This window comes from Stutzerimonas kunmingensis (assembly GCF_032106285.1).
Taxonomy (GTDB): domain Bacteria; phylum Pseudomonadota; class Gammaproteobacteria; order Pseudomonadales; family Pseudomonadaceae; genus Stutzerimonas; species Stutzerimonas kunmingensis_B.
Genome location: NZ_DAMCPO010000005.1, coordinates 154440 through 166313, shown reverse-complemented (window position 1 = coordinate 166313; position 11874 = coordinate 154440). Strand labels below are relative to the sequence as shown.

Below are 11874 nucleotides of genomic sequence, written 5' to 3'. Positions count from 1 at the left end.
GCAAATCGGCTCTAGGCAAAGGCTTCATCGGCAGGCATATAATTTGCTTTCTGCCGGCGCCCCGCGCACGGCATGTCGGAATGGGCGCGGTTGCGCCGGCATAAAAGGTTCGAAGTCCTCTGCCATGAAACCATCGCTAGTCCTGAAGATGGGCCAGCAGCTGACGATGACACCGCAGCTGCAACAGGCCATACGGCTCCTCCAGCTATCCACCCTCGATCTGCAACAGGAGATCCAGGAGGCGCTGGACTCCAATCCCATGCTCGAGCGCGAAGAAGACGGAGACGACTTCGACAGCTCCGACCCTATGGCCGAGGCCGCTGAACGGCCAGGCGACACCGTCACCGAGAAGAGCAGCAGCCAGGAAAGCACCTACGAGGAGCCCTCTCATAGCAGTGACAGCCTGGACGACAGCGACGGCGACTGGGGCGAGCGGATTCCCAGCGAGCTTCCGGTCGACACCGCCTGGGAAGACATCTACCAGACCAGCGCCAGCAGCCTGCCCAGCAACGATGACGACGAGTGGGATTTCACCAGCCGGACGTCGAGCGGCATAAGCCTGCAGAGCCATCTGCTGTGGCAGCTGAACCTCGCGCCAATGAGCGACACCGACCGACTGATCGCGACCACCCTCATCGACTGCATCAATGAACAGGGTTATCTCGAAGAGACGCTGCAGGAAATCGTCGACTCGTTCGATCCCGAGCTGGAAATCGAACTCGACGAGGTCGAGGTCGTTCTGCGTCGTATCCAGCAATTCGAACCGGCCGGCATCGGCGCACGTGACCTGCGTGAGTGTCTGCTGTTGCAGCTGCGCCAACTGCCCGACCGCACACCATGGCTGAGCGAAGCGAAGCGTCTGGTCAGCGACTATCTGGACATCCTCGGCAGCCGGGATTACAGCCTGCTGATGCGGCGAATGAAGATCAAGGAAGACGATCTGCGCCAGGTCATCGAACTGATCCAGAGCCTGAACCCGCGCCCGGGGTCGCAGATCGAGGCGAGCGAGCCGGAATACGTGGTGCCCGACGTGATCGTGCGCAAGCACAATGATCGCTGGCTGGTCGAGCTGAATCAGGAAGCCATGCCGCGCCTTCGCGTCAACGCGCAATACGCCGGCTTCGTCAAACGCGCCGACTCCAGCGCGGACAACACCTTCATGCGCAACCAGCTGCAGGAAGCGCGCTGGTTCATCAAGAGCCTGCTCAGCCGCAACGAGACCCTGATGAAGGTGGCGACTCAGATCGTCGAACACCAACGCGCCTTCCTCGAGCATGGTGACGAGGCGATGAAGCCTCTGGTACTGCACGACATCGCCGAGGCGGTGGGCATGCATGAGTCGACCATCTCCCGCGTGACCACGCAGAAATACATGCACACGCCACGCGGCATCTACGAACTCAAATACTTCTTCTCCAGCCACGTCAGCACGGCGGAAGGCGGCGAATGTTCGTCCACCGCGATCCGCGCGATCATCAAGAAACTGGTCGCCGCGGAAAACCAGAAAAAGCCGTTGAGCGACAGCAAGATCGCTGGTTTACTGGAAGCGCAGGGCATCCAGGTGGCCCGCCGCACAGTTGCGAAGTACCGCGAGTCGCTCGGTATCGCACCATCCAGCGAGCGCAAACGTCTACTGTGATCGGCCCCTGGTCGAACTGTCCCGGCGCAGGCCTACCAACCTGCTCTTCGTACAAGGCAAAGGAGATAGCAGTATGCAAGTCAACATCAGCGGTGTTCATTTGGAAGTAACCGATGCCCTGCGTGACTACATCGAGGAGAAATTCGATCGGCTTGCTCGCCACTTCGACCGCATCATCAGCGTTCAGGTGATCCTCCAGGTCGAGAAACTCAAGCAGAAAGCCGAAGCAACCTTGCACGTCGCAGGCCGCGAAGTCGTGGCCATCGCCGATCACGAAGACATGTACGCTGCCGTCGACCTGTTGGTCGACAAGCTCGATCGCCAGTTGATCAAGCACAAGGAGAAGCAGCTCGACCACACACAGGGCGCTGTCACCCGCTGACTCCAATATGATCCGACTCGAAAACATCCTCACCCCCGGGCGTTCCTTGGTGAACGTCCCGGGCGGTAGCAAGAAGCGCGTCCTGGAACAGATCGCCAAGGTGATCGCCCAGGACCTTATCGATCTCGATTCCCAGACCATCTTCGAAAGCCTGATCGCGCGCGAGAAGCTCGGCTCGACCGGCTTCGGCAACGGCATCGCCATCCCGCACTGCCGCATGGTTGGCTGCAATGCGCCGCTGAGCGCCGTTCTGCGCCTGCAGACGCCAGTGGATTTCGACGCCATCGACGGCGCGCCGGTGGACCTGCTGTTCGTCCTGCTGGTACCGGAGGCCGCCACCGACGAGCATCTCGAACTGCTGCGCCAGATCGCCAGCATGCTCGACCGCGAAGACGTACGCCAACGACTGCGCCAGGCGCCGAGCAACGAAAGCCTCTACCAGGTGGTGGTCGACGTGCAGAACGGGGCATAGATGCGGCTTATCATCGTCAGTGGACGCTCGGGTTCGGGCAAGAGCACTGCACTGAACGTGCTCGAGGACAACGGTTTCTATTGCATCGACAACCTGCCTGCCGGACTGTTGCCTGAGCTTGCCGAGCGCGCCCTGCTGCACACTGAGCTGCTGCATCCGCAGGTCGCCGTATCGATCGACGCGCGCAACCTGCCCAGCCAGCTCAAGCGCTTCCCCGAGCTACTCGAAGAAGTCCGCGCCAAGCACATCCAGTGCGATGTGCTCTATCTGGATGCCGACGATGAGACCCTGCTCAAGCGCTTCTCGGAAACCCGCCGCCGCCATCCACTGACCAACGAAAATCGCTCTCTGGCCGAAGCGATCCATGATGAGGAGTTGCTGCTCGCAGCGATCATCGATCACGCCGACCTGAAAATCGACACCACCCATCTCAATCTCTATCAGCTGCGCGACGTGCTCAAGTTGCGCTTGCTCAACAAGCCTGAGCCGGGCACCGCTTTTCTGGTCGAGTCATTCGGTTTCAAGCGCGGGATGCCGGTCGATGCCGATCTTGTGTTCGACGTACGTTGCCTGCCCAACCCTTACTGGAAAGCCGAGCTTCGCGACTTTTCCGGGCTAGACCAGCCGGTGATCGACTACCTCAGCGCCCAGGCCGACGTGGAGGAAATGTTCCAGGATATCCACGGCTATCTGAGCAAATGGCTGCCGCGCTTTGCAGCCAGCAACCGCGCATATGTCACCATCGCCATCGGCTGCACCGGCGGCCATCATCGCTCGGTCTACCTGGCCGAACGGCTAGGCCAGGCATTGAGAGAACCGCTGAAGAACCTGCAGGTCCGTCATCGGGACCTCGCCTAGGAATACCTGCACCATGCCCGCCCGCGAAGTCACCATCATCAACAAACTCGGCCTGCACGCGCGCGCTGCCGCCAAGTTCGTCGCCGTTGCCAATCGCTACCCCTGCAAGATTCGCGTTGGCCGCTGTCCGGCCACGCTGGTCGACGGCAAGAGCATCATGGCGGTCATGATGCTCGCCGCCAGCAAAGGCACCACCGTGCACCTGGACACCGAAGGTGAACAAGAAGAGGACGCACTGAACGCGCTGACCGCGCTGATCGACGACTATTTCGAAGAAGGCGAGTAGACACCTTGCCACGGCGGCGCGAATCGTTGCCGACCGCGCCGCGCCTGCCTTACTTGCCAGCGACCATCATTCGCTCGATCAACACCGAGCCGGTCCGCACGTTGCCGCGCGTTTCCACATCGCAACCGACCGCCACGATCTGGCGGAACATGTCGCGCAGATTTCCGGCAATCGTTACTTCCTGTACCGGGAACTGGATCTCGCCATTCTCGACCCAGTAGCCGCCGGCGCCGCGAGAATAGTCGCCGGTCACCAGATTCAGGCCCTGTCCCATCAGCTCCGTCACCAGCAGGCCTCGGCCCATGCGCCGGATCAACGCCGCCTGATCCTCGTCCCCATGGCTGACGAACAGGTTGTGCACACCCCCGGCGTTGGCCGTACTGGGCATACCGAGCTTGCGTCCGGAATAGGTCGAAAGCACATAGGACAGCAGGCGGCCGTTCTCCACGAACGGCTTGGCATAGGTCGCCAGGCCATCGCCATCGTAGCCGGCACTACCGAGGGCTCGCGGGATGTGCGGACGCTCATCAAGGCTCAGCCACTCGGGAAACAGCGCCTGTCCCAGGGCATCCTCGAGATAAGAGGCTTTGCGGTAGAGATTTCCGCCGGAAATCGCTGCAATGAAGTGGCCAAACAGACCGGTCGCCAGCTCGGGAGCGAAAAGTACCGGCACTTCGCAGGTAGGAACCGCGCGCGCGCCTAGACGTCGCACGGCACGCTCGGCTGCGCGCCGGCCGATGGTCTGCGGGTCGAGCAGCGCCTCGCCGATGCGGTTGACGTCGTAGAAATAGTCACGCTGCATCTGCCCTTCGCTCTCGGCGATCATCACGCAACTCAGGCTGTGACGGCTGCTGCAATAGCCCCCGATGAAGCCGTTGCTGTTGCCATAGGCGCGGCAGCCCTGATGGGTATTAAGCGTAGTGCCGTCTGCGTTGCGGATACGCTGATCGAAGGCGAACGCGGCGTCTTCACAGCTGAGCGCCTGCTCGATGGCCTGTTCGGGGGTGACCGCCCACGGATGGTAAAGATCGAGATCGGGAAGCTCGCGCGCCATCAGCGTAGCGTCAGCGAGGCCAGCAAATTCGTCCTCCGAGGCATGCCTGGCGATGGCCAGCGCGGCGGCTACGGTTTCACGGATGGCGTCGTCACCACTGCCGGTGGTGCTCGCAGTGCCTTTGCTCTGGCCGACATAGAGCGTGATGCCGAAGCCTTGGTCGCGATTGAACTCGACCGTCTCCACCTCGCGCTGCCGCACTGTGGTCGACAGCCCCTGCTCCATGGAGACCGAAACCTCGCTGGCGCTGGCGCCCTGCCGACGCGCTTCCTCGATAATGCGCTCGACCTTCTCGCGCAAACCGGGCAGCGCGTGCGGGCCGATGCCCTCTACTTCACTCATAAGCACTCCCAAACCACTGCAATCGAATCAAGTTGCAACCTGGCGCCGCTCCTCTGAAGCCTGCTGCCAGGGCTGCTGTTATCATGGCGGCATTTCCTAGTGGACCATCCCCATGTCTGAACACTCCGACGCCGACGATTTCGACGAAAAAAGCAAGTCCCAGGTCAAACGCGAGCTGCTTGCCCTGCAGGAGCTTGGCGAGCGGCTAACTACCCTCAAGCCCGACCTCATCGCTCGCCTGCCGCTGAGCGACGCGTTGCAGAAGGCGCTGGCCGACGCGCCGAAACACAAGGCGCATATCGCGCGCAAACGGCACATCCAGTACATCGGTAAGCTGATGCGCGACCAGGATGTCGATGCCATTCTCGCGCTGGTCGATCAACTGGACGCCTCGACGCGCCAATACAACGAGCGCTTCCATGCGCTGGAGCGCTGGCGCGACCGTCTGATCGGCGGTGACGACGCCACCCTGGAAGCGTTCGTAACCGAATACCCCGAGACCGACCGCCAGCATCTGCGCGGGCTGATCCGCCACGCCCAGCACGAGGCGGCGCGCGACAAGCCGCCGGCCGCCAGCCGCAAGATATTCAAGTACATCCGCGAACTGGACGAAGCCAAACGCGGCTTGCGCTGACGGCAATCTCAACCCGTACCTCAACCTCTACCCTTGAAGCTCGCGGCTGGCACTCGCCGCGGCTTCACGCACCCGTTCCGCCTACGGTTATCTCGTCGATCTTCAGGGTCGGCTGGCCGACGCCCACCGGCACCGACTGCCCATCCTTGCCACAGGTGCCGACACCGCTATCGAGCGCCAGGTCGTTACCGACCATCGACACCCGGTTCATCACCTCGGGGCCATTGCCTATCAGCGTCGCGCCCTTCACCGGCGCGGTGATCTTGCCGTCCTCGATCAGATAGGCCTCACTGGTGGAGAAGACGAACTTGCCGCTGGTGATGTCGACCTGACCGCCGCCGAGGCTGGCGCAGTAGATGCCCTTCTTCACCGAGCGAATGATTTCCTGCGGATCGCTTTCGCCGGCCAGCATGTAGGTGTTGGTCATGCGCGGCATCGGTAGATGCGCGTAAGACTCGCGGCGGCCGTTACCGGTCGGCGCGACGCCCATAAGGCGGGCGTTTAACTTGTCCTGGATATAACCCTTGAGAATGCCGTTCTCGATCAGCGTGGTGCATTGGGTCGGCGTGCCTTCGTCATCGACGCTGAGCGAACCTCGGCGATCCGCCAGGGTACCGTCATCGACGATGGTGCATAGGCTCGACGCCACCTTCTGCCCGATCCGGCCACTGTAGGCCGAGCTGCCCTTGCGATTGAAATCACCCTCCAAGCCATGGCCGACGGCCTCGTGCAACAGCACGCCGGACCAGCCAGGCCCAAGCACGACCGGCAAGGAACCGGCCGGTGCCGGCACCGCTTCGAGGTTAACCAGCGCCTGACGCAATGCCTCGCGGGCGTAGCCCATGGCGCGATCCTCGCTGAGGAAGTACTGGTAGCCGGTACGCCCGCCGCCACCCTGGCCACCGCGCTCGCGGCGGCCGTTCTGCTCGACGATCACGCTGACGTTGAAACGCACCAGAGGGCGGATATCGGCCGCCATACCACCGTCCATTCCGGCCACCAGGATATGCTCCCAGACGCCCGCCAGGCTTACGGTCACCTGCTTGATGCGAGGGTCCAGCGCCCTGGTCGCGACGTCGATGCGCTTAAGCAGCTCGACCTTCTCGGCACGGCCGAGCCCGTCGAGCGGATTGTCCTGCGCGTACAACGGCGCGAATGCCGCCCTGGACAGCACCTTGACCTGGCCTTGCTGGCCGCTGCGCGCGATGGAGCGTGCAGCCTGAGCCGCCTGACGCAATGCATCGGCAGTGATCGCGTTGCTGTAGGCGAAACCGGTTTTCTCGCCGGACAGTGCGCGCACGCCGACGCCCTGCTCCAGGTGGAAGCCGCCCTCCTTGACGATGCCATCCTCGAGCACCCAGGACTCGGAAACCTGATCCTGAAAGTACAGGTCCGCCGCATCCACGCCGGGCCCGGCGAGTTCACCGAGCAAGCCTGGCAGGTCATCGATACCCAGGCCGCCAGGTGTCAGCAGTCGCTCGGTGACAGGTAACAGCAGTTCACTCATATTCACTCCAAACGGTCCGTGGCCAGGCACGGTACGGAAAATCGGCGGTGGCGCTGCAGCGGCATTCGCTGGCGGATGGCAGCCTGTTCGGACACATCCCGAGCGGCAACCAAAGCCGCCTCGCCAGTCGCCTGCTCGCACAGCAGACGGCCCCATGGGTCCACGATAGACGAATGCCCATGGGTGAGGCGACCACCAGGATGCTCTCCACCCTGTGCGGCAGCCAGGATATAGCACTGAGTCTCGATGGCACGGGCACGAATCAACGTCGCCCAGTGCGCTTCACCGGTCACCGTGGTGAACGCCGACGGCACGCTGATCAACTCGGCACCTGCCGCCCTCAGCGCACCATACAGCTCGGCGAAACGCAGGTCATAACACACGCTCAGCCCCAAGCGTCCAACCGGTGTGTCGGCGATCACCAGCCGTTGCCCCGCCGCATAGTCGTCCGATTCACGGTAGTGACCACGGTTGTCAGCGACATCCGCATCGAACAGATGCAGCTTGTCGTAGCGCGCCACCCGCTGCCCCTGATCATCGAACAGCAGCGAGCAGGCATTCGGCTTGCCCTGCGGGTCGTCGTCGGGCGGTAACGGCAAGGTGCCGGCCACGATCCACAACCTGAGGTCACGGGCGACCTGTTTCAACCAGGGCAGGATCGACCCGTCGCCAGCGGCTTCGGCGCGACCCAGTTGCGGCAGATCGCTGCGGCCCATTGCGGCGAAGTTCTCCGGTAGCACCGCCAGCCGCGCGCCCGCTTCGGCCGCCTGCTCGAGCAGCTCGCGCGCGCGGGCCAGATTGAGCGTTACATCCGCCTGGCTGGCCATCTGAATCACGGCTAAGGACATGCTATCCCCGATGCTGAAAGACCCGGCTCGATGCGGATCAGTTGGGCTTTTCGAATGGTTTGTCGAAGCTGATCTTAGGCGCCTGCCAAGGCCCCTTGACGTCGTACTGTACGCTGGCGAAACGCGCCACGCGGTCGCCGAGCAGCTTGTCCACCACGAACAGCGCCCCGCCGATCGCCGGTGCGCCGACAATCAGCGCCGCCAGCGGCAGGTTGTTGCTGATCGGCAAGGTAACCAGCAACTTGGCGTCGATCTCGTCACGCGCCATATCCAGCCTGCCATCCAGCTCGAGGTTGGTCGACGGACCGCTGACAGTGATGGGCTCGCGGGTATTGAACACACCCTCCTTGGCCAGCAACCGCCCATCCAGCCGGTCGTAACTGAGCCCCTTGCTGAACAGATCGGAGAAGTCCAGCCGCAGGCGGCGCCCTATTGAATTGAAGTTGAGCACGCCGAACACGCGCAGCGCCTGGGCGCTGCCGTCGATCTCGACAAACTGCCCCTTGCGCAGCCGAGGTCGCATGCTGCCGGAATAGCGCGCCATGGCGAACCAAGCCGGCGAACCAGGCCACTGCCCATCCACATCCAGGCGAAAACTGTCACTGGTCACCGAAGGCGCAAAGCCCCACGCAAGCAATACGTCAGCGAGATTGCGCCCTTCGAGGCGGCCCTTGTACCAGGTCTGCGCACTGCCCCAGCCGCCGTTCCCGGTAATCTTCAGGCCCTTGAGGTCGAGAGCGATATCGCGGAACTCGGTCCCGCCGCTGACCGGGCGCAGCTTCAACGCCCAGGCGCCGAGCACATTGTCGCCCAGGGAAACCCGTTCGATCGCGACATCCATTGCCGGCAGGCTTTGCGGGTCGACATCAGCCAGCGGATCGGGTCGCTCCTTGACCGCCTCGTCGGATTGCGCGGCAGCCGGCAGACGCAGGCGCTGGAGATCGGCAACGATGATGCCGCCCTCGGCATCTGGCAGGCGAACCGAGCCGCTGATGATCGAACTGCGAAGGCCAAGGTCCCAGGCTTCCCTCATTCGCCGCAGGTCCAGCCCAAGATTGTCGATTCGGGTGCCAAAACCTTCGAAACGATCGATATCGACCTGCGCCCGGCGCAGCAGCGAGCCGGGCGTCTGCTGCGCTTGTGCCTTGCCGTGCTGTTCGAGCACCGCCTGCCAGGCTTTCAAGTCGAGCTGCGGCAGGCGTCCCCTGACATAAAGCCCGGCACTGGCCGGAAGATTGGCCGCCCCAGGCCCGAGACGCAGCTCGCCGCGCCCCTGCGCCCAGGCACCCGGCGGCGCAGCGAACGTCAGTGCGGCGAGAGACCCGTGCCGGACACCGTAGCGACGCTCGGCCCCTTGCAGGGACATCCGCAACGAGGTGTCACGGCGCTCGCGTGCAGGCTTGCCGAACGGCGCTGGCAGATCGATGCGCAGCCCCTGTAGCGAAGAGTCGATCTGCAACTGACTGTCCTCACCTGCCAGATCCAGTCGCAACTGATAGGGCAACTCACCGCTGGCGGGCAGCGACTGCCCGATAGCGAGCCACTCAGCCAGACGCTTCAACCCCACGGCGCCCTGTGCCTCCACGCGAGAGGCTGGCTTGCCAGGCGCTCCTGTCGCTACCGCCTTGCCCTTGACCGGAGCGCCGAACAGGCGCGCCTGGATGGCCTCTGCACTCAAGCCTCGCGCGGTGTCGTAGCGGAAACTGCCGCTGAGTTGCTCGAAGGCAAGCTCCGGCTCGGGAATCTTCAGTTTCGCATCGTCGCTGGCGAAATCCACGATGACCCGCGGCGTGCCCTTGCCCAGCGGGATCTGCAGATCGAGCGCGCCGCTGAGCGCACCCTGCCCCTGCCAGCCAGCGAAGATCTCGCCGGTTCCGATCGGCGCCTCCTGAAGCAGCTTCAAGGCGTCCGCCAGGCTGCTGGCGACCTGCCCCTTCACGGCCAACTGCGGCACGTTGCCGGCGCCGACGCGAGGAATGTCCGCTGTCGCATCACGCACGTGACTGTCGAGAATCCGCCCTTCCGCGAGCCGGACGCGAACCCCGCTGTCTTCGATCAGCACCTCGCCACGGCCCTGCTGCAGCACGGGCCAGCCGGGCTGAAACGCCAGCTCGGCATCGCGCACCTTGAAGTACAGGCTCAGGCTGCGCGCGCTGTCGGAAGCTCCCTTGCTCAATGCGCCCTGGTACTGGAAATAACCTTGCTCGACCGTACCGCTGCGAATCGCTTCCTTGAGCCAGCTGACCAGCGCCGGGCTTAACGCCAGTGAGCGTGTCGGCAAGTATTTTTCGGTAAAGCGCGCGTCGCCTTCGCTCAAGCCAACCCGCAGGTCCATGTAGTCCTCTGCCGCGGGATCCCTGGTCAGGCGGATCAGGAAGTCACCGGCGATCTTGCCTTCCTCGCCGTCGATACGCAGATAGGGCGCAGCCAGCGTGAAGGCCTGCTCGTCCAGCGCCCAGGTCAGACGCCCGCCGGCGTGTCGGTAGCGCCAGGGCTCGGGGTACAGCGGCGCAAGTTGCAGGCTGAAGTCGTCGCTGTCCAGGCGCAGTTCTCCGCCGCCCATATCACCGCGAATGCTGCCACTCGCGTTGCCCACCGCCGGTATCCAGTTGTGTGCGGCGAAACTGATACGGTCCAGATTGGCAGCGAATTGCAGCCGCTGCGGCGACTCCATCTGGGGGCGGTAGTCGAGCTGCAGGTTGCGCAATGTTCCATTGGGCTGCAGCGCCGTCAGCGTCTCGGCTGCGGCCGGTGGTAGCGGCGCCAGTGCACGGACGAGTGTGGCGATCGGCGCGATACCCAACCGATCAGCCTGCAGCTGCCAATGCTGCTGAGTCTGATCCTGCTGAACCTGGATTCGCGCATCGCCCCAGCGCTCGCCTTCGAGATCGAACGCCAGCCGGTCCAGCAGCAGCCGGTAGCCCTGCTCGTTGCGATCGATATAAGCCTCGCCCCCAAGGTCCTCGAGCTGAACAGGCTCACGATCGGCAAAGGACGTGATCAGTTGCGGCGCGTTAATCCGTAGAACAGCACGCTCCAGCGCCTTTTCGCGCCAGGTTGCCCACAGCTCACCTCCCATCTTCAACGTCTGCAGATGCCAGTCGGCAGTCAGTCGGCGCGGCAACCAGGCGGTCCAGTCGCTTTGTGGCAGGCTGAGATAAACCTGCGCCTCGGCGTGCTGCCAGCGCTGCGGCTGCACCCGCCCCTCAATGCGCAAGGCCAGGGGCTGGCCATCCGGCAGGATGCTGCGCCCGTCCAACCGGAGCCGCTCACCGTCGACGAGCAGGCCCAGATCGGTGTAGCTCAGGGTCAGCGGCGGCTCTCCGAATGGCTCCAGCGTGATCTGGCTGTTGCGCAGCGCCAGCCCACGCACCCGCTGCAACGACTCGAGAATCTTCTGCGGTTCGGGCGGTTTCTGCTCGGTACGGGCCGGCAAGCCCTCCACTCGCCACTTGCCCTCGGCATCTTCAGCGACAGACAGCTGCACGCCGCTAAACTCCAGCCGGCTCAGCCGCCACGCTCGCGCCCAGAGGCTGGCCGCCAGGTCTGGGACGATGGCAATACGGTCCAGGCGCATCGCGCTGTCACCCTCGCCGAGCAATACATCATGCGCCAGCAAACGGGGAGCGAAGCCCTCCCAGCGGCCTTCGAGCCTGCCCAGCGCGATTGGCATGCCCAGCGCCGCCTGCGCCTTCTCCTGCACCTCGGCCCGGTACTCGGCGATTACAGGCACCAGCTGCCGCCCCAGGCTCACGTAGAGCGCGGCCAGAATCAGCCCGAATGCGATTACCCAGAACAGCTGGCGCGACAGTGTCACGAGGAAGGCAGCGAGGCGGTTCATCTGGATGCGCT

Annotated in this window: 10 protein-coding genes; 6 read left to right on the top strand and 4 right to left on the bottom strand. The window is 63.7% G+C overall.

Annotation, left to right across the window (positions count from 1 at the left end; translation table 11 throughout):
* The first annotated feature begins 124 nt into the window (after positions 1-124).
* From RT582_RS06190 to RT582_RS06170, 5 genes are all read left to right on the top strand, one after another.
* On the top strand, positions 125-1639 hold the full coding sequence (locus RT582_RS06190; RefSeq protein ID WP_014821384.1) for an RNA polymerase factor sigma-54: 1515 nt from the start codon (positions 125-127) through the stop codon (positions 1637-1639).
* A gap of 73 nt (positions 1640-1712) precedes the next feature.
* On the top strand, positions 1713-2021 hold the full coding sequence (gene hpf / locus RT582_RS06185; RefSeq protein ID WP_003302844.1) for a ribosome hibernation-promoting factor, HPF/YfiA family: 309 nt from the start codon (positions 1713-1715) through the stop codon (positions 2019-2021).
* A gap of 7 nt (positions 2022-2028) precedes the next feature.
* Complete coding sequence (gene ptsN / locus RT582_RS06180) at positions 2029-2493, top strand: PTS IIA-like nitrogen regulatory protein PtsN (protein ID WP_014821385.1); 465 nt, start codon at positions 2029-2031, stop codon at positions 2491-2493.
* Entirely contained in the window at positions 2494-3351 is an 858-nt protein-coding gene (gene rapZ / locus RT582_RS06175) for an RNase adapter RapZ (RefSeq protein ID WP_041014840.1), read from the top strand. It abuts the gene before it with no gap.
* Positions 3352-3364: 13 nt separating this feature from the next.
* The gene (locus RT582_RS06170) at positions 3365-3637 is read left to right on the top strand and encodes an HPr family phosphocarrier protein (protein WP_014821387.1); all 273 of its coding nucleotides are present in this window, start codon (positions 3365-3367) and stop codon (positions 3635-3637) included.
* Positions 3638-3686: 49 nt separating this feature from the next.
* Here RT582_RS06170 and pmbA read toward each other — a convergent pair whose 3' ends face one another.
* Positions 3687-5033 (bottom strand): metalloprotease PmbA, encoded by a 1347-nt coding sequence (pmbA, locus tag RT582_RS06165; protein WP_230355855.1) that lies wholly within the window; start codon positions 5031-5033, stop codon positions 3687-3689.
* Between the two features lie 112 nt (positions 5034-5145).
* Between pmbA and yjgA the strand changes: the two genes are divergently transcribed.
* A complete protein-coding gene (gene yjgA, locus RT582_RS06160) occupies positions 5146-5667 on the top strand; it encodes a ribosome biogenesis factor YjgA (protein ID WP_041014842.1) in 522 nt (173 codons plus the stop codon).
* Positions 5668-5731: 64 nt separating this feature from the next.
* Here the strand turns inward: yjgA and tldD are convergent, their stop codons facing one another.
* The 3 genes from tldD to RT582_RS06145 are packed head-to-tail and all read right to left on the bottom strand — an operon-like array spanning position 5732 to position 11863.
* Positions 5732-7174, bottom strand: a complete 1443-nt coding sequence (gene tldD, locus RT582_RS06155; protein ID WP_044315501.1) for a metalloprotease TldD — start codon at positions 7172-7174, stop codon at positions 5732-5734.
* 2 nt (positions 7175-7176) lie between these two features.
* Positions 7177-8022 (bottom strand): carbon-nitrogen hydrolase family protein, encoded by an 846-nt coding sequence (locus RT582_RS06150; RefSeq protein ID WP_312944271.1) that lies wholly within the window; start codon positions 8020-8022, stop codon positions 7177-7179.
* A 37-nt stretch (positions 8023-8059) separates the two neighbouring features.
* On the bottom strand, positions 8060-11863 hold the full coding sequence (locus RT582_RS06145) for a YhdP family protein (protein WP_313476942.1): 3804 nt from the start codon (positions 11861-11863) through the stop codon (positions 8060-8062).
* Positions 11864-11874 lie beyond the last annotated feature (11 nt).

What these genes read in the sequence shown, in the direction of transcription:
- RT582_RS06190 (WP_014821384.1), top strand. Translation starts at nt 125, where the DNA reads ATGAAACCATCGCTAGTCCTGAAGATGGGCCAGCAGCTGACGATGACA.
- hpf (WP_003302844.1), top strand. Translation starts at nt 1,713, where the DNA reads ATGCAAGTCAACATCAGCGGTGTTCATTTGGAAGTAACCGATGCCCTG.
- tldD (WP_044315501.1), bottom strand. Translation starts at nt 7,174, where the DNA reads ATGAGTGAACTGCTGTTACCTGTCACCGAGCGACTGCTGACACCTGGC.
- pmbA (WP_230355855.1), bottom strand. Translation starts at nt 5,033, where the DNA reads ATGAGTGAAGTAGAGGGCATCGGCCCGCACGCGCTGCCCGGTTTGCGC.
- rapZ (WP_041014840.1), top strand. Translation starts at nt 2,494, where the DNA reads ATGCGGCTTATCATCGTCAGTGGACGCTCGGGTTCGGGCAAGAGCACT.
- RT582_RS06150 (WP_312944271.1), bottom strand. Translation starts at nt 8,022, where the DNA reads ATGTCCTTAGCCGTGATTCAGATGGCCAGCCAGGCGGATGTAACGCTC.
- yjgA (WP_041014842.1), top strand. Translation starts at nt 5,146, where the DNA reads ATGTCTGAACACTCCGACGCCGACGATTTCGACGAAAAAAGCAAGTCC.
- RT582_RS06170 (WP_014821387.1), top strand. Translation starts at nt 3,365, where the DNA reads ATGCCCGCCCGCGAAGTCACCATCATCAACAAACTCGGCCTGCACGCG.
- RT582_RS06145 (WP_313476942.1), bottom strand. Translation starts at nt 11,863, where the DNA reads ATGAACCGCCTCGCTGCCTTCCTCGTGACACTGTCGCGCCAGCTGTTC.
- ptsN (WP_014821385.1), top strand. Translation starts at nt 2,029, where the DNA reads ATGATCCGACTCGAAAACATCCTCACCCCCGGGCGTTCCTTGGTGAAC.